The organism is Pseudomonas asturiensis, from assembly GCF_900143095.1.
In the GTDB taxonomy this organism is placed as follows: Bacteria; Pseudomonadota; Gammaproteobacteria; order Pseudomonadales; family Pseudomonadaceae; genus Aquipseudomonas; species Aquipseudomonas asturiensis.
Window position 1 is genome coordinate 215,250 of record NZ_FRDA01000005.1, and the last position, 16,952, is coordinate 232,201.

Genomic DNA, 16,952 nt, shown 5'->3' on the forward strand with positions numbered 1-16,952 from the left:
GTCTCTCGATAACAACCTTTCGCCCAGGCCCTTCATGAAGAAGGGAGATGTGTGGTATCCATCCGGTTTGTGTCTGGACTGGAAGGGAAGTGTAGAGGATGGAAAACGGTCTGGGCTTCAAGGTGGGACTTGTCAGCCAACGGCTTGAAGACACGCAGTTGGAGCAAATTATCAGCCTGGGTGTGGCCCATTTCGTTGATGCCTATCGGATCGACGAAGATGAGTCTGCGCAACGATTGGCCAGGGCGAGGGAGCGCTGGGAGTTGGAGCTTACCCGACGGCTGGAGAGAACCCAGTGCCAATTCAAGACCTCCATGAACTTCCCTCCAACCTCATTGATTCTTTCTCAGGACCTGCAGACGGGTCGAGTGGCCGGGTTTTTATACGCCGACCGACCGATTGAACAGCCTGGTAGCTGTGAAGTTATTTTCGTCGTCGTTCACCCGGCGTTTCGCCGTCAAGGTCTTCTCGTCAGGATGTTGGACGAACTTGCACGTCATTACTCCACGATCAAGCTTGACTGCAAGGATGAGCGTTTCTTCACGGGTGCCGGTTTCGTTGTTACAGGGCAGTTGGGCACTCATAAGACGATGGAGCGTTCAGGGTGTCGAGGTAAGACTGCCTGTGCCGAGCAGCTTCAAGACAATGCGACGTAATGCCGTCGGCGTGTCGCCAGGCGGCAGGTCGCCTTTGAAGCGCTCGGCTCGCCTTCCGCCTAGTCCATCACCTCGGCCACACCCTGATCTTCTCCCAGAAAACCACCACTCTGGTGCTGCCACAGCCGCGCATAGGTTCCGTTCTTCTGAAGCAATTCGCTGTGAGTGCCTTGTTCGATGATGCGCCCGTCATCCATGACAATGAGCCGGTCCATGGCTGCGATGGTGGACAGCCGGTGGGCGATGGCGATCACCGTCTTGCCTTGCATCATGTCATCGAGGCTTTCCTGGATGGCGACTTCGACTTCCGAATCCAGCGCGCTGGTGGCTTCGTCCAGTAGAAGGATTGGCGCATTCTTGAGCATCACCCGGGCAATCGCGATACGTTGGCGCTGGCCGCCCGACAGCTTGATGCCTCGCTCGCCCACCAGCGTGTCATAGCCCGAATGGCCCTGCTTGTCGCTCAACTGGCTGATGAAGCCGTCTGCCTGAGCATTGGCCGCTGCGCTGCGGATCTGCTCATCGGTCGCGTCGGGTCGGCCATAGGCGATGTTGTCGCGAATTGAGCGGTGCAGCAGGGACGTATCCTGAGTCACCATGCCGATAGCGCTGCGCAGACTGTCCTGAGTGACGTGCGCGATGTTCTGCCCATCAACGCGAATCTGGCCGCTGTCCACGTCATAGAAACGCAGCAGCAGATTGATGAGTGTGGACTTGCCCGCGCCGGAGCGACCCACCAGGCCGATTTTCTCGCCGGCACGAATATTCAAATCAAGGCCGTCGAGCACCTGACGCTCGCCGTTATAGTTGAAGCTCACGTTATCGAAGGTCACTGCGCCGCCTGACGTGACCAGCACGGCTGCGTCCGGTGCATCCTGCACTTTGGGGCCGCGGGTCAGGGTTTCCATGCCGTCCTGTACGGTGCCGATGTTCTCGAACAGCGACGTCATTTGCCACATGATCCAGTGCGACATGCCATTGACCCTGAGCGCCATGGCGGTAATAGCTGCCACCGCACCTGTGCCGACCTCGCCCTGGTGCCAGAGGTAAAGGGCATAGCCGCCAGCGCCCATGATCAGTGCAACCACCAGGGCCTGATTGACGATCTCGAACTGGCTGACCAAACGCATCTGGCGAAAGCCGGTTTGCTTGAAGTCCTCCATCGCTGCACGTGCGAAGTGCGCTTCACGTTTGGAGTGGGAGAACAGTTTCACCGTGGTGATATTGGTGTAGGCGTCCGAAATACGCCCGGTCATTGATGACCGCGCGTTGGCCTGTTCCTGCCCGACTTTTCCCAGACGGGGCACGAAATACAGCATGGCGAGCCCGAATAGCACGATCCACGCAATGAAAGGCAACATCAGTTTCAGGTCGAAGCCGCCCGCCAGCGCGATGATTGCAATGAAATACACACCAATTCCGGGGGCTATCTCGATCAGCGTGAACAACACCTCACGCACGGACAGCGCCGTCTGCATCACTTTGGTCGTGACCCGGCCGGAGAACTCGTCGGAAAAGAACGAAAGGCTCTGGCGCAGCATCAGTCGATGGAAATCCCAGCGCAGCCGCAGTGGCAGGTTGATCGCCAGGACCTGATGCTGAACCATGGTTCTTAACGCTACCAGCCCGATGCTGGTCAGCAGAATGAGGCCGATGCCCCATAGGACTCGACTTTCCTGCCCGCCGGCTTCACCGCCTGCCTGCCAGGTCGAGAGCAGGTCCACGACTTGCCCGAGGAAGGAAAACAGCCAGGCTTCGTAAATCGAGACGCTGGCACTCAGTACCGCCAGCGCGAGGACGTAACCCCGTGCGCCCCGTGTGCAGGCCCAGAGGAATTTCACCAGCCCCTCAGGCGGCGGTGGTGCCTCGTCGGGCGGAAAAGGGTCAAGTCGTTTTTCAAATGCCTGAAGCATCAACAGTCTCCATCGGAATCAGTTAAGGCGATCCTGCCATGACTTACACGGCCATTCGCCCGCTCATGCAGCGGGCGAACAAGCCTTGCGACTGTGCTAGTGACTCAGCGGTGGCGTACGACGCGGAATCACCCGCTTGCTGCCCATTGCTTCAAACGCCGAAGCGAAACGCAGCAGGTTGGAGTCGTCATACGCACGACCGGCGAAGGTCAGACCGACCGGCATGCCGATGTCGGCCATCAGCCCCATCGGCACTGTGACGGTCGGTACGCCCAGGTGACGGATGGCGAGGTTGCCATTGGCGACCCACACACCGTTGCTCCAGGCGATGTCGGCGGACTCGATGTTGACGTCTGCATCGGCCGGCCCGACGTCGGCGACTGTCGGAAACAGCACCGCATCCAGCCCGAGTTTTTCCATCCAGTCTTCCAGGTCGGTGCGACGCGTCTGCTCCAGTCCGCGAAGTCCGTCAGGCAGGGTCGCGATTTCGTTCCAGGGCGTAATGCCGCGTTCGGCCATGCGCACGTATTCATCCATGCCTGCGGCCAGGTTGTCTTCACGGTTGGGCAGAGTGCCGGGTTCGTGGGGGAAGATTTTGGGCCCATCGACGTCCACGAGACGATTGAGCTTCGGGTCGCCGTTGGCCTGCAAAAACTCGTCGAACGCCCATGCGGACAGGTCCCACAACTCGTGGTGCAGGAATTCTTTGGACACCAGCCCGCGCGTAAACACGGTTGGTGCGCCAGGGCGGTCGCCCTCGCAGTTGGACACCAGCGGGAAATCGACATCGATCACCTCGGCACCTGCCGCAACGAGCGCCTTGCGGGCCTGTTCCCAGAGATCGATCACCGATGCGCGGGTGATGATGCGCTGTCCTGTCGGGCCGCCGATGCCGGGCTTCTCGGCTGTGCCGGCGTCAGGGTCAGCATTGATGTACATGCGTGGCACACCGAAGCGCTTGCCTGCAAGGCTAGCAGTAGGGACGGCCAGTTCGGTGTAGGAAGCAGGGCGTATCGACTCGACGCTCGGGATGCTCACCCATGGCTGCAGACGCCAGAGGTCGCCGCGTGTGTCAGGGTCTTCGGCGACAATCACATCAAGCACTTCCAGCAGGTCGGCCATGGTTCTGGCGTAGGGCACGACCACGTCCATGGTCGGTGTCAGCGGCCAGTTGCCGCGTACCGAGATCACACCGCGAGAAGGGGTGTAGGCGCACAAACCATTGTTCGACGCCGGGCCGCGTCCGCTTGACCAGGTTTCCTCGGCCATGCCGAAAGCGGCGAAGCTTGCGGCAGTGGCGGTGCCTGCGCCATTGGATGAGCCAGAGGCGAACGGCGCGGTCAGGTAGTCGGCGTTATAGGGGCTTTCGGCACGGCCATACACGCCGCGCTGCATACCGCCATTGGCCATCGGCGGCATGTTGGTCTTGCCCAGGCAGATGGCTCCGGCGGCGCGAAGGCGGCCGATGGTGAAGGCGTCTTTCTGCGCGACCAGATCGACGAACGCCGGGCTGCCCGATGCGGCGGTGAGGCCCTTGACCAGATAGCTGTCCTTGGCGGTGTAGGGAATGCCGTCGAGTGGCCCCAGGGTTTCGCCCTTGGCGCGCCGGGCGTCAGAGGCGCGTGCTTCAGCAAGGGCCTCGGGGTTCGGAACGACCAGGGCGTTCAGTGCGGTGGCAGTGTGCGGTCCGTCGTAGGCGTCGATGCGGGCAAGGTACGCCTGAACCAGTTCGACAGCGGTGGTCCTGCCGGATTCTAGCGCCGCGCGTAGCTCGGCAATGGAGACTTCTGTGACTTCGATCATGTGGTTATCACCGACTGCTGATAAGGGGCGACCTCAGCGCTCGCGCTGCACCGGGCCTTGCGTGCGAGCTCAGGTGCAGTTGCCCGCCTTCCGGTAGCCCGCCGCCCTGGCTTTGGATTCAGACTCAAAGGATATCCGATTTTTTGCCGAGACTTTATCGTAGCTCGGGCAGCCCTGAGGCAGGTGGTAGATGTGACTGTTGAGGTTGCCGATGATCACGCCCGACGAGGAGGCGAGTGGCGCTGGCTTCTGTGTGCTGGACTGGACGGTTTTCTGCGGGATGGCGCTGACCACGCCGTCGCCGACCGGTTTGTAGTCTTGCGTCCAGGTACGGGCACGGCTGACAAACGGGTTGGTGTGGCCCATGACCGTCGCGATTCGACGATCACGTTCCTTTTCCCAGGCTGTTACCGGGTATTGCTTGTCCCAGGCCATCAACAGCTGTTGCTGCTGGCGCGACATGTTCAGGTTGTATCGATCAAACATATAGAAAGTGGTGCGGGCAACCAGGCCTTTCACCTCGTCACGCGGTTCGGCAACGTTCTGCTGGAAGTCGACCTTGGTCTTGCACTGCCCATACTGCGGCGCTACGCCTGAGGCCATGCCGTAGTTGTAATTGTTGCGGTCGCCGTTCACTTCACCCACGGCCGGGTAAAGGTTGAACAGGTCGGCCTCCATGGCCTTGAATACCGGGTCATCGTTTTCGCAAAATTCGCGCCCGCCTTTCTGCCAGCACTGACGCTGATGGCCGAAGGTCCAGGCCGGGACAATGTGTTCCCATTCGGTGCGCGCTGCGCGGTTTTCCTGTTTCCGGGCTTGCAGGCCACAGGAACCGGCATCGATCCGGCCACCCGATTTCCCGACCCAGGTCCATTTGCAGCCGCAATACAGATCGCCCTGAGCACTGCTGGCCTGATCGAGATAGATCTTTTGCCTGGCAACGACCTTGGCTTCGGAAAAGGTAGAAGGGGGTTCGGAGAAAGCGGGATTGATAATGAGGAACGACAGCGTCAAGACGTAAAGCAGAAATTTCATGAGTCAGCATATTTCAGGTTCAGGGGCGCGCATTGTACTCATGACAACCTGAGCGTAAACGTGCAATTCAGATTGCACTAGAGCGCTGACTGGAGGCGCGCGCGGTGTTCCTTGGGGGTGATACCGAAGGTCTTGATGAACCGACGAACAAGCGCCGACTCATTGGCCATGCCGCAGTGCTGTGCGACGTGCATGAAGTCGGCGAGCGCGGCACCGATACATCCTCACGCAAATGCACATTGATCCGCGTGTGAAGGTCGGAAAACTGACGGCTTCTGGATTGCAGCGTCAAAGAGGAACTTGAACAGGTTGCGAAGCATCGGTCATTGTCAGCCTCTGGATAGAACCATTCTTTTAACAAGCGCTCGGTGCATACTCCTGCAACGAGCGCTATTTACTGTGCCTGCGGTTTCGCCCGTCAGAAGTTCAGCGTCAGGCCCGCATAAACCGCGCGACCATCGCCAGGCGCATGCAGCGACTGCTCCACGCCACTGCTGGCGTCGTACCACACGTATTCGAAATACTTGTTCGCGATGTTTTTCGCTTGAAGATCAAGGCTCAGTTGCGGTGACACTTGGTACGTCACCCCGAGATTGATCAACATGTAACTTCCGAACGTGCCGGTGCTGTTGGTTCGTTCCAGATAGTAGTCACTTTGGCCGTTGATCCAGGTCGAGAGCTCAAGTTTTGGCGTCAGTTGATAGGTTGAGCCCGCGGAGTAAAGGTGATGGGGAACGTGATCCATTTCCTTGCCTTCGCTGGCCGGAAGATTGGGGTTGGGTTTGAGAATTTCGGAGAACTGCCTGGAGTAGGACAGCCACAGGCTGCTGGCATCCGTCGGGTAGACGTTGAGTTGCACGTCCCAGCCTTTGCGCAGTGTCTGCCCGACATTCTCGGCATCGCCGACGGCGTCATTGAGCTTGCGCTGCACTTCATCCGAGGCCTTCTGCTCCCAATAGGCGATGCGTCCGTTGATCCAGTCGACGGGCTGGAATTTGATCCCGGTTTCCCAGCCATCATTGATCGAAGGCTTCAAGTCATCGGCTTGTGTGGCCAGACGATAGGCGGCAGAGCCGACGCCGATCTGATAGCTGCGACCCCAGTTGGCATACACGCTTGCCTGCTCCCATGGCGAGTAGACAACACTGAGTTTGGGCTGACGAATCTGGCCGTAATCGTTGACGTCGGCACGTTCGCCAGTCAGCTCGTTGGTGTAGTCGCCGTAGACCTTGTCGACGCGGTACGCCGGAATGATCTTCAGTGACTGGAGCGGCTCGATCACTGCCTGCACGTAAGCACCGTACACATTCAGGTCGAACTGTTGATCGCGGGTCTGCGCCACCCGAGAACGTTGCAGGGTTCGATACCTGAGGCTCTGGTTTTCCTGACGCTGCACTTCAGCGCCACCTTCCAGCGCGAAGGCATACAGATGCTCGACCTCGGGACGCCAGGTCAGATGGCTCAGCGCGCCGTATTGCGTTTCGTCGCTGTAGCGCTCCTGTTGCGAGGAGGTGCGCCAATACTGCGTCCAGCGGCGGTCCTCGAAGGTGTTCACATAGGCTTTGCTTGCCCAGCTCAAGGTGTCTGAAAGCGTGGTATCCAGGTGCAGGCTGAGCTGGTTCATCTCGCGCTCGCCGGTATCGGTCGCGTTGTTGGCATAAGACTGGCGAGCGCGATCGTGCGCGTCGTACCGACTCAAATAGCCCGCCTCGTCAGCATCGGCAGTGTAATGGCGTGCAATAAGGCCTGCTCGCCAGCGTTCATCGTCAGGGGTGTAGAACCATTTGCCGGAAAAGCTCATGCGTTCAGCTTCAGCGTGATTGCGGTATCCCTCGCTGCCTTGATAGCTGAATGAATAGTTCTGACTCCAGTTGCCCTGCTCGACGCCTTTGACCAGTTGCAGTTCGCGCGTATCGAAACTGCCGTAGCGCAGCCGCAGTTTCCCGTCATTACCACCCTGGCGCGTGTTGATGCTCGCGTTGCCAGCAATGTTGTGCAGGCCATATCGCGGGTCATTGGTGCCACGGACCACTTCGATGTTGTCGATTTCCAGCGGGAAGATCATGTCAATGAACGGCATGTTGCCGTCATTGGTGTTGCTGGGAATGCCATCGATCAACAACTTGACCGCGTTGACTTCCCCTTCACCGTTAAACCCGCGAAATGAGAGCTTGCCTGAGGTGGTGCCTTGATTGAACTGCGTCAGCATCACACCGGGGACGCGGCCGAACAGCTCCCAGCTGTATTGCACGGGCTGTTTTTCCAGGATATCGGCGCCCAGCACATCGACGGAGCTCAGGATATTGCGACTGGCCAGCGGACCGTTTTGCCCTGCTGAAACAGCTACGGCACCGAGCGTAACGACCGAGTCCGCACTGTCGCGAGTCTCGGCGATTGCTTCGCCAAGCGGGGTGAGTGCGAACAGGCAGGACAGCATGATGGGCGATGCGGGGTGAGAGGTACGGGTTGTTTTCATGAACGAGGTGTTCCACGCAAAAAAGTGACGCTGTTCCAACGCGCGCGCAGAAGCGTGCCCGTGGGTTCAGGTTAAGTGAGTCACACAGCGAGGACGTGCAGAGGCGGTGAACGAGGGCTGACGGCGGGCCACAGGTAGCGCGGAGGCGGCTGTGCCCAGGAGCGAACGGTAATGGGCGAAACGTTTTTTGCGGGAGCCAGATTCAGCATCCAGTCAGCGGTTTGACTGGCCGTCAGCACCGTGGCAGATGAACAGACAGGGCAGGAGAGCTGGGGGAGGGCGTTTTGCTTCTGATCTGACTCGCTTGAATCCAGGCCCAGGCTGCCGGAACTGTCCTGAGCGCAATAGCCGCCATTGAGGCCGCTCAACGCCAGGCCGCCCATTTGCCCGTGATGAAGGCCGCAGAAAAACAGGCTGAGCAGGACACTGGCGTACAGCGTCCATGCAATCAGCGATTTTTCATCACGGGTTATTTTCATGGGGCGAAACTGTATCACCGCCGTATTTTTTAACCCGATGACCTGATGTGGCGAATCGTCGCAGTCGGCACGGCAGGTCAGGTGTTCGCATCAAGGGCTGACGGATGTCTGTAAGAAACTCGATGCGGATGCATAAGGCGATGCAAGTTGCCGCGCATCGTTTTGCGTCATGAAGGACGTTGCCAGAAACAGCAGACCCAGCACCGCCGGAATCGCGCCTTTGGGTTTGCGCACGTTGAGGTGAGCCATGCCGGACAGAATCAGGTGATAGAAGATGCCGGCGTAGGCCAGATCGCTGAGCGCCACATTGAAGCGCGACAGAATCAGCACAGGCCCGAGCACCTTGACCACGATCATGAACGGCACCAGACAGGACGCGGAATAACCCAGTTCGGCCTGCGCCTGACGCACATAATCCTGTTGGGTGATGTACAGATAAGCCGACGCGAAATACAGCAACGACAACAGTGCGGTGCTGACCCAGTAAAGATAAACAGCCATGACAAGCCCCCGATAAGTGAGTGGTGGTCCAACGGCGGTGAGCATGTCGGCCTGGATGAAAAGTAACAAGTAGGATGAATTAAGAACGCTTAGTATGGAAAACATGACTCACGGCGTTATCAAACACTTGGACGGAAAAAGACAGGCGGGCGTTACTGCATGATCGGTGAATTAACGCCCGATGAAAGTGCGTTTTACCTGGGCGATGCACCGGTCTGAAGCGTCATGAAAAACTAATTAAAGCGCATTGAAAAAAGCGGTATACCGTCACGAAATGTCTATGTTATGTTGATAACAGAGTTGCACGAACTGATCGATGAGTAACATTTTCGGGTTTCGCCCGCCGGGCCTATTGATGGATGACCTGATGGAAAAGCCCAGCTTTCTTGAGGCGCTTGAGCAGCAGTTCGCGGACCTGACACCGACCGGAAAACGGATCGCGGGTTACCTGCTGGCCAATCCGCAGAAGTTGCCGTTCGAGACCGCTGACAGCATCGCGTTGCAGGCAGGCACGACCGGAATATCAGTAGGCCGCTTCTTGCGTTCACTGGGTTATCGCAACATCGACGATGTGAAACGCAGCCTGAGAGGGGATGAGGGCGGCCTTTGGGTGCTGACTGACCGGCTGGGAGCCTTTCGGGAAGAGGCCAGCCATGGGGACACGCTCGAAAGGTCGATGAAGCGCGAAGTCGAGGCCATTCAGCGCGTGTATGCGCTGGCCCGGGGTGAGGTCTTTGCCAACATTGTCGAGCGATTGTCGAGCGCGGATGCGGTGTTCATCGTGGGCATTCAAACCACGCGCGGCATCCTCAATGCGTTCTTCAGTCACCTGGAATACATCAGGCCCAAAGTGTATTACGTGGATGGGTTGTCGGGCACGTATGCAGAGTCGCTCAATTCCGGATTCGATAATCCGTATGCCGTGATTGCCGACTTTCGTATGTATTCCGCGGTGGCGCGTACGTTTTGCGAGGTCGCGGCCCAGCGCAACTTGCCACTGGCGTTCATTACCGACTTTCAATGTCCCTGGGCGCGGGATTACCCCACGGACTTGTTGCAACTGGACACGGATGTCGGGCAGTTCTGGGATTCGTTGGCGCCCTTGACCTGCCTGCTTAATTTGATGGTGTCCGCCGTCGCGGAAAGTTATGGCAATCGCCTTGACGAGCGACTGGCTAAAAACCGTGAGTTGCAAACACTGTTTGGTCAGTTTGATTAAGTTCTCTTTCATTGTTATCGCACGCTTCGGAGTTCGTGAGTGAATACTAATCCTTTGGTTGAGGTCGACGCCCAGGCGCTGCAGATCGAGATCGATCTTATCTACGCCAGTGCCGACAACCTGGCCGGCAAACGCATCTATCAGGATTCGCGCTGCCTGTTGCACCACGATGCGGAAGTCTGTTTGCGCAAGGCGAGCGACCTGGCCCGAAACGCCGGGCTGACGTTACGCGTGTTCGATGCCTATCGCCCGCCTTACGCCCAATACCTGTTGTGGGATGCGCTGCCTAATTCCGAATACGTCCGCGACCCGGAACTGGGTTCGCACCACACGCGTGGTGTTGCAGTCGACCTGACACTGGTCGACGCCTCGGGCGAGGCGCTGGACATGGGAACCGGCTTCGATGATATGCGTGAGAAGTCCCACCAGTTTCACGCCGACCTTCCGGCTCAGGTGCAACGCAATCGCCTGCTGCTGCTGGGCATCATGCTGTCGGCAGGGTTCACCTATATCGACAGTGAATGGTGGCATTACGAATTACCCGGTGCGGATGACTATCCGCTCATCGATGACGCGTCCATCGCGCCTGCACATTGAATCAAAGACCGTGAAACCTGACCGGGACACCCAAGAATCCCGGCGATCAACATCAGCGTCATGAGCGAGCACAGAGGCCATCAGGCGTCTTTTTTACTGCCCGGTATAGCTTCAATAAAAAACCGACGAACTTCCCTATCGAATGATCAAGGAACCGGCATGAACTCCATCGTTAAACCCAAGAATCTGGCGATTGCGCTGTTTGTCACGGCCATGGGCCTGGGCGCCTGGCAGTCGGCCAGTGCCGCCGTTGCCCAGGACACGCTGATGATCGGTAAACCATCCGATCCGCAGACCCTCGACCCTGCCGTGACCATCGACAACAATGACTGGACCGTCACGTACCCGGCGTATCAGCGGCTGGTGACCTACAAGGTCGAAAACGGCAAGGGCAGCACCGAGGTGCAGGGCGAACTGGCCACTAGCTGGACGACGTCGCCAGACGGCCTGACCTGGGAATTCAAACTCAAGCCGGGCAACAAATTCGACGACGGTTCAGAGGTGAACGCCGATGCGGTCAAGTTCTCTTTTGATCGGGTGATGAAGCTCAAGCAGGGTCCGTCCGGTGCCTTTCCCGAGGACATGACGGTCTCGGTGGTCGACCCCATGACGGTGCGGTTTGTCCTGACCGCTCCCTACGCGCCGTTCCTGTCCACCCTGGCCCACAACGGCGCGGCCATCGTCAACCCGGCTGCCGCCAGACAGGCTGAAGGTGCCGAGGCCTACCTCTCGACCCATACCGCCGGGTCGGGTGCGTTCAAGCTGACGAATTGGCAAAAAGGCCAGACGCTCACGATGGAGCAGAACAGCTATTACGCAGGCCCCAAACCGACTTTGCAGAAAGTGGTGATCAAGATCATCGGTGAAGCGTCGGTGCGCCGGCTGCAACTGGAGCATGGGGACCTGGACATCGTTGAAGACATGCCCGAGGATCAATTGGCTGCGCTGAGCAAGAAGTCGGGCGTGGTGGTCGGTGATTACCCTTCGCTGCGGGTCACGCTGTTGTACTTCAATACCCAGAAAGGCCCGATGAGCAACCCTGACGCTCGCCGGGCAGTCATCGAGTCGCTGGACTACAACGGCATTATCACCGGTATTCTGGGCGGCAAGGCCAAACCGTTGAACGGCCCTATTCCACAGGGCATGTGGGCCTACGATGAAAAGCTTGTGCCCATGAAGCAGGACCTGGCCAAAGCGAAAACCGACCTGGCCAAGGTCTCGCCCAAGCTGAGCAACCTGACGTTCATGTACTCCGACAAGGACCCTAACTGGGAACCTATCGGCCTGACCTTGCAGGCTGGCCTTCAGTCGCTGGGCGTTAATCTGAAGATGGAAAAACTGGCGAACGCCAGCATGCGTGAGCGCTTGGGCAAAGGTGATTTCGAGGTTGCCATCGGCTCGTGGAGCCCTGACTTCGCCGACCCCTACATGTTCATGAACTTCTTTTTCGACTCCAGGCTCAAGGGGCTGGCGGGCAACCGCTCAATGTATGAAAACCCAGCCGTCGATAAGTTGATTCGTGAGTCCGCGACCACGCTGGACATGGCCAAGCGTGTCGAACTTTATCAGCAGGCGCAGAAGATCGTGTTGGCCGACAGTGTCTATGCCTACCTCTATCAGAAGTCTTACACGGTGCCGATGAGCGATAAGGTTAAAGGCTATGTGTTCAACCCGATGCTGGAACAGGTGTTCAACGTCGGGACCCTGACCAAGTAAGTCAGCGTCCATGACCGCCGCGCTCAATTGACCTCGCCATCAAGGCGAGGTCACGGCAGCGGCGTGCTCGCGAAACGTTTCGCTTTGCCCACTGTACGTGTTACCGAGGTGCCTGATGGCCTTCCTGAATATCTTGCGCAAACGCCTGGGCGGTCTTCTGCTCGTCGTGTTTGGCGTGTCGTTGATCACGTTTTCGATATCACACTTGATCCCTGGCGATCCCGCGCGATTGATTGCCGGTGACCGGGCGACAGACGCGATCGTGGAAAACATTCGTCACCAGTTGGGTCTCGATCTGCCGCTTTATCAACAGTACGGCCGTTACATGCTGGATTTGCTGCAGGGCGACCTCGGCACATCGATTCGCACCAACCGTCCTGTTCTCGAAGACCTTCAAACGTTCTTCCCGGCCACCCTTGAGCTGGCGCTGGTGGCCCTGACCCTGTCGATTATCGTCGGCGTGCCGCTGGGGGTGTTGTCCGCGGTGTACCACAACCGGTTTATCGATCAGGTGGCGCGTACCCTGGCGGTTACCGGAATTTCAACCCCGGCGTTCTGGCTGGGGCTGGGTCTGATCGTGCTGTTCTATGGCCATTTGAACTGGCTGCCGGGCAGCGGGCGTATCGACGAGGGGCTGCAGCCACCGCCAACGGTCACCGGCTTCTATCTCATTGATACGCTGCTGGCCGGCGACACCGCGCTGTTCTTCAATGCGCTGAAACACCTGATCCTTCCGGCGATCACACTGGGCTTCGTCAATCTCGGCATCGTGGCGCGTCAGATCCGTTCGGCGATGCTCGATCAACTGGGCGAAGACTACATCCGCACCGCCCGGGCCTACGGGCTTTCGAAGTGGTCAGTGATCCTGAAACACGCCTTGCCGAACGCGCTGATTCCATCGATCACGGTACTGGGTCTGACCCTCGGCGATCTGTTGTACGGGGCTGTGCTCACCGAGACGGTCTTTGCCTGGCCAGGCATGGGTGCCTATGTGGTGAAGTCGATCCAGTCGCTGGATTTTCCTGCGGTCATGGGCTTCGCCATTCTGGTGTCGTTTATCTACGTAATGCTCAATATGGTGATTGATCTGTTGTATCGCCTGGTCGATCCACGTATTGGCGAGGTCAACTGAAATGTCCAGTCCTGTCGCTGCTCCTGTGGTCGCACCGTTGCTCAAGTCCGAGGGCTGGCGTGAGAAATTCGCCTGGCTGGCTCATCAGGTCGGGCGCAGTCCGCTGACCATGGCCGGCCTTTTGATCACGTTCATCGTGCTGATGGTGATGCTGTTTGCGCCATGGCTGGCACCGCATGATCCCAATGCACTGAACCTTACCCAGCGGCTGGCTGCGCCCTCCGCTGCGCACTGGTTCGGTACCGACGAAGTGGGGCGCGACCTGTTCAGCCGCGTGCTGTACGGCAGTCAGCAGTCGGTGGGTGTGGGCCTGTTCGTGGCCTTCGCGTCCTGCCTGGCGGGCGGCCTGCTGGGGTGCCTGTCCGGGATCATCGGCGGACGCTTCGACAGCCTGATCATGCGTCTGATGGACATCATGCTGTCGGTGCCTTCGCTGGTACTGATCATGGCGTTGGCGGCTGCGCTTGGCCCGAGCCTGTTCAATGCAATGCTGGCGATCACGCTGGTGCGAATCCCTTTCTATGTACGACTGGCGCGAGGGCAGGCGTTGAGCATTCGCCAGATGGGCTACGTCAAGGCCGCCGAGACCTTCGGTGCCGGACGCTGGCACATGGTGAGCTGGCACGTGGCGCGTAACGCCATGCCGCCGTTGCTGGTGCAGCTCAGTCTCGATATCGGCGGCGCTATCCTGATGGCCTCGGCGCTGGGTTTCATCGGCCTTGGCGCGCAGCAACCCACTGCCGAGTGGGGCGCGATGGTCGCCACCGGCCGCAACTACATCCTCGATCAATGGTGGTATTCGACGTTTCCCGGCCTCGCGATTCTGGTCACGGCCACGGGATTCAATCTACTGGGCGACGGCATCCGGGATCTTCTGGATCCACGGCAGCAGGGGAAATGACCATGCAGACTCACACCGGCACCCCATCGGGTGCGACCAGGCCCGTCCTGAGCATTGATAACCTGGGCATTGAATTTCCAGCGTACAAGGGGACCGTCAAGGCGTTGAACGGCGTGTCGCTGCACGTCAATCCGGGGGAGATCGTGGGCGTTATCGGCGAGTCGGGTTCCGGCAAGTCAGTGACCGCGATGCTCAGCCTGCGCCTGTTGCCCGAGCGCTCCTATCAGGTCAAAAGCGGATCCCTGACGATCCTGGGTCGCGACATGCTGACGACCGCCGAGCGCGATCTCCTGAGCGTGCGCGGCCGAGACGCCGCGATGATCTTTCAGGAGCCCATGACCGCCTTGAACCCGACCCGGCGGATCGGCCGTCAGATGCTCGATGTGATCATCCATCATCAGCACCTGAGCAAGGCTCAGGCACACGAGAAAGCCGTGAGTCTGCTGCGCGATATGCACATCGCCGATCCCGAGCAGGTCATGAACAGTTACCCGTTCGAGCTGTCCGGCGGCATGCGCCAGCGGGTGATGATTGCGCTGGCGTTCTCCTGTGATCCGCAACTGCTGATTGCCGATGAGCCCACTACTGCGCTGGACGTCACGGTGCAGCGACAGGTGCTGTTGCTGCTGCGCGAAAAGGCGCGTCAACGCGGCACCGCCATTCTGTTGATCACCCATGACATGGCACTGGTCTCGCAGTTCTGTGACCGCGTCTACGTGATGTACACCGGCGCGGTGGTGGAGCAGGGCGTCACCCGAGAGGTCATGGCCGATCCTCGCCACCCTTACACCCAGGGACTGTTGAGCGGTCTGCCGGAGCAAGTCAGTCCGGGGCAGGACCTGATGACCATCCCGGGCCAGGTGCCCAATCTGTCGGCATTGCCACAGGGCTGTACGTTTCGCGAGCGCTGCAGTTTTGCCATGGACCAATGCGCTCGGCGACCACCCATGCAAATCATTGATGAGGCGGCTGATCGCAAGAGCGCCTGTTGGCTGAGCGCGCCATCCCATTCCCAGATTCAGGAGTCGCTGTCATGACTGCACCTGCACTCAGATCTCCCGAGCTTTCAGGCTCTGCCATTCTGGGGCTGAACGACGTACGCGTTCATTATCCGATGGGTTCCGATTGGCTGGGCAGACCCAAAGCCGTCGCGCACGCCTTGAATGGCATCGATATCGACGTTCGAGCAGGTGAAACCCTGGGCGTGGTGGGTGAATCCGGTTGCGGCAAAAGCACCCTCGCGCAGTTGCTCATGGGGCTGATCAAGCCGACGTCGGGAACGTTGAATTGGGCGTATAACAATTCGCGTGAGCGCAACAGCAACGTGCAGATTGTGTTTCAGGACCCCCAGTCGTCACTCGATCCCCGGTTGCCTGTCTGGAAGATCATCACCGAGCCGCTGTTCGTGCAACGTGCTGTCCCGCGCCGGGACATGCGCGAGATAGCCGCCAGGGTCGCCGGGCAGGTCGGGATTCGTCCTGAGTATATGGACCGCTTTGCCCACCAGTTTTCAGGCGGGCAGCGGCAGCGCATCGCCATTGCCCGAGCGCTGTCGTCCAACCCGGATATCATCGTGCTCGATGAGCCGACGTCTGCGCTGGACATCTCCGTTCAGGCACAGATACTCAATCTGTTGAGCGAACTGCAGCGCACTCGCGAGCTGACCTATATCCTGATTTCCCACAACGTGTCCGTCGTTCGCCACATGGCCGACCGCGTGGCGGTGATGTACCTGGGGCAGATCGTCGAGCTGGGCAGCGCGTCGCAGGTGCTGGAACGGCCTCGGCATCCTTACACCCAATTGCTGCTGGACGCGGTGCCCCGACTGGGCGTATCGATAGACGATGCGCAGGCCTCGGCGCCGACCGAGTTGCCGGGTAATCGAAACCTGCCAACCGGCTGCTATTTTCGTGATCGCTGTCCGAAGGCGACCCTCGGGTGTGAGCGTGCGCAGTCACTCCTGCCCGTGAGTCATCCGGCCGCTGACCCGTGGCAGGTTCGCTGTCATCTGGAGTCGGCGTCGTGAGTGCAATGAACTGAAAGGTGCCCAGCATGGAAAACCAGACGGACAAACCTGTCGAACTCAATATGCATGAAGAAATGCGCCGTGCATTTTCATTGCTGTCAGGCAAATGGAAACTGGAGATCATGTGGCTGGTCAATCAGCGCATCTACCGTTTTGGCGAGCTGCGCAAGGCCATTCCCGGAATCACCCAGCACATGCTCACTGCACAGCTTCGCGAGCTGGAGGCTGACGGTCTGGTAACGCGCACCGTATTCGCCGAAGTGCCTCCGCGTGTCGAATACGAAATTACCGAAAAGGCCCGAGGCCTTGCGCCGACCATGGAGGCGCTGATGATCTGGTGGCAGGAATACGGTGCCAGCGTGCCGGTCAGGCCCGCCGGGCGCGGTCGTGCAGCCAGGGCAGTGGAGGAGAAAGGCCAGTGAAGAGGGGCATTGGCACGACGAGCGTGCCGATGCCCGCCGCGTCCAGGATGCGGCGGGAACGCCTGTACGGAGAGTT

General features: G+C 59.1%; 16 protein-coding genes. 9 read left to right on the top strand and 7 right to left on the bottom strand.

The window, feature by feature from the left end; all coding sequences use genetic code 11:
* Positions 1-98: 98 nt before the first annotated feature.
* Entirely contained in the window at positions 99-656 is a 558-nt protein-coding gene (locus BUB69_RS11390) for a GNAT family N-acetyltransferase (protein ID WP_073166291.1), read from the top strand.
* Between the two features lie 59 nt (positions 657-715).
* Here the strand turns inward: BUB69_RS11390 and BUB69_RS11395 are convergent, their stop codons facing one another.
* The 7 genes from BUB69_RS11395 to BUB69_RS11425 form a co-directional block, all read right to left on the bottom strand.
* On the bottom strand, positions 716-2,569 hold the full coding sequence (locus BUB69_RS11395) for an ABC transporter ATP-binding protein (protein ID WP_073166294.1): 1,854 nt from the start codon (positions 2,567-2,569) through the stop codon (positions 716-718).
* Between the two features lie 96 nt (positions 2,570-2,665).
* A complete protein-coding gene (locus BUB69_RS11400; protein ID WP_073166297.1) occupies positions 2,666-4,372 on the bottom strand; it encodes an amidase in 1,707 nt (568 codons plus the stop codon).
* A 69-nt stretch (positions 4,373-4,441) separates the two neighbouring features.
* Positions 4,442-5,407 carry an endonuclease gene (locus tag BUB69_RS11405; RefSeq protein ID WP_073166301.1) on the bottom strand — a complete coding sequence of 322 codons (966 nt, stop codon included), beginning with the start codon at positions 5,405-5,407 and terminating at the stop codon, positions 4,442-4,444.
* A 77-nt stretch (positions 5,408-5,484) separates the two neighbouring features.
* On the bottom strand, positions 5,485-5,601 hold the full coding sequence (locus BUB69_RS29590) for an AraC family transcriptional regulator (RefSeq protein WP_084537084.1): 117 nt from the start codon (positions 5,599-5,601) through the stop codon (positions 5,485-5,487).
* Positions 5,602-5,825: 224 nt separating this feature from the next.
* A complete protein-coding gene (locus BUB69_RS11415; protein WP_073166304.1) occupies positions 5,826-7,883 on the bottom strand; it encodes a TonB-dependent receptor in 2,058 nt (685 codons plus the stop codon).
* 80 nt (positions 7,884-7,963) lie between these two features.
* A complete protein-coding gene (locus tag BUB69_RS11420; protein ID WP_073166307.1) occupies positions 7,964-8,362 on the bottom strand; it encodes a DUF2946 family protein in 399 nt (132 codons plus the stop codon).
* A gap of 90 nt (positions 8,363-8,452) precedes the next feature.
* Positions 8,453-8,863, bottom strand: coding sequence for a DoxX family protein (locus BUB69_RS11425; RefSeq protein WP_073166311.1), 411 nt, complete (start codon positions 8,861-8,863; stop codon positions 8,453-8,455).
* 367 nt (positions 8,864-9,230) lie between these two features.
* On the opposite strand from BUB69_RS11425, the gene BUB69_RS11430 reads away from it, so the two are divergent.
* From BUB69_RS11430 to BUB69_RS11465, 8 genes are all read left to right on the top strand, one after another.
* Positions 9,231-10,082 (top strand): MurR/RpiR family transcriptional regulator, encoded by an 852-nt coding sequence (locus BUB69_RS11430; protein WP_073166752.1) that lies wholly within the window; start codon positions 9,231-9,233, stop codon positions 10,080-10,082.
* A gap of 39 nt (positions 10,083-10,121) precedes the next feature.
* Entirely contained in the window at positions 10,122-10,679 is a 558-nt protein-coding gene (gene ddpX, locus BUB69_RS11435; RefSeq protein ID WP_073166314.1) for a D-alanyl-D-alanine dipeptidase, read from the top strand.
* Positions 10,680-10,838: 159 nt separating this feature from the next.
* Entirely contained in the window at positions 10,839-12,395 is a 1,557-nt protein-coding gene (locus BUB69_RS11440; RefSeq protein ID WP_073166317.1) for an ABC transporter substrate-binding protein, read from the top strand.
* Positions 12,396-12,510: 115 nt separating this feature from the next.
* Complete coding sequence (locus BUB69_RS11445) at positions 12,511-13,527, top strand: ABC transporter permease (protein ID WP_073166320.1); 1,017 nt, start codon at positions 12,511-12,513, stop codon at positions 13,525-13,527.
* Between the two features lies 1 nt (position 13,528).
* Complete coding sequence (gene ddpC / locus BUB69_RS11450) at positions 13,529-14,428, top strand: D,D-dipeptide ABC transporter permease (RefSeq protein ID WP_073166324.1); 900 nt, start codon at positions 13,529-13,531, stop codon at positions 14,426-14,428.
* Entirely contained in the window at positions 14,425-15,465 is a 1,041-nt protein-coding gene (locus BUB69_RS11455; protein ID WP_084537085.1) for an ABC transporter ATP-binding protein, read from the top strand. Before ddpC ends, BUB69_RS11455 begins: the two co-directional genes overlap by 4 nt.
* Complete coding sequence (locus BUB69_RS11460) at positions 15,462-16,454, top strand: oligopeptide/dipeptide ABC transporter ATP-binding protein (RefSeq protein ID WP_073166327.1); 993 nt, start codon at positions 15,462-15,464, stop codon at positions 16,452-16,454. Before BUB69_RS11455 ends, BUB69_RS11460 begins: the two co-directional genes overlap by 4 nt.
* A 74-nt stretch (positions 16,455-16,528) precedes the next feature.
* On the top strand, positions 16,529-16,876 hold the full coding sequence (locus BUB69_RS11465; protein WP_245825278.1) for a winged helix-turn-helix transcriptional regulator: 348 nt from the start codon (positions 16,529-16,531) through the stop codon (positions 16,874-16,876).
* The last annotated feature ends 76 nt before the right edge of the window (positions 16,877-16,952 follow it).

Bases quoted from the DNA above. Each gene is read 5' to 3' on its own strand.
- BUB69_RS11425 (WP_073166311.1), bottom strand. From the start codon at position 8,863: ATGGCTGTTTATCTTTACTGGGTCAGCACCGCACTGTTGTCGTTGCTG.
- BUB69_RS11465 (WP_245825278.1), top strand. From the start codon at position 16,529: ATGCGCCGTGCATTTTCATTGCTGTCAGGCAAATGGAAACTGGAGATC.
- BUB69_RS11445 (WP_073166320.1), top strand. From the start codon at position 12,511: ATGGCCTTCCTGAATATCTTGCGCAAACGCCTGGGCGGTCTTCTGCTC.
- BUB69_RS11455 (WP_084537085.1), top strand. From the start codon at position 14,425: ATGACCATGCAGACTCACACCGGCACCCCATCGGGTGCGACCAGGCCC.
- BUB69_RS11395 (WP_073166294.1), bottom strand. From the start codon at position 2,569: ATGCTTCAGGCATTTGAAAAACGACTTGACCCTTTTCCGCCCGACGAG.
- BUB69_RS11415 (WP_073166304.1), bottom strand. From the start codon at position 7,883: ATGAAAACAACCCGTACCTCTCACCCCGCATCGCCCATCATGCTGTCC.
- BUB69_RS29590 (WP_084537084.1), bottom strand. From the start codon at position 5,601: ATGCACGTCGCACAGCACTGCGGCATGGCCAATGAGTCGGCGCTTGTT.
- ddpC (WP_073166324.1), top strand. From the start codon at position 13,529: ATGTCCAGTCCTGTCGCTGCTCCTGTGGTCGCACCGTTGCTCAAGTCC.
- BUB69_RS11430 (WP_073166752.1), top strand. From the start codon at position 9,231: ATGGAAAAGCCCAGCTTTCTTGAGGCGCTTGAGCAGCAGTTCGCGGAC.
- BUB69_RS11405 (WP_073166301.1), bottom strand. From the start codon at position 5,407: ATGAAATTTCTGCTTTACGTCTTGACGCTGTCGTTCCTCATTATCAAT.
- BUB69_RS11420 (WP_073166307.1), bottom strand. From the start codon at position 8,362: ATGAAAATAACCCGTGATGAAAAATCGCTGATTGCATGGACGCTGTAC.
- BUB69_RS11440 (WP_073166317.1), top strand. From the start codon at position 10,839: ATGAACTCCATCGTTAAACCCAAGAATCTGGCGATTGCGCTGTTTGTC.
- BUB69_RS11460 (WP_073166327.1), top strand. From the start codon at position 15,462: ATGACTGCACCTGCACTCAGATCTCCCGAGCTTTCAGGCTCTGCCATT.
- BUB69_RS11390 (WP_073166291.1), top strand. From the start codon at position 99: ATGGAAAACGGTCTGGGCTTCAAGGTGGGACTTGTCAGCCAACGGCTT.
- BUB69_RS11400 (WP_073166297.1), bottom strand. From the start codon at position 4,372: ATGATCGAAGTCACAGAAGTCTCCATTGCCGAGCTACGCGCGGCGCTA.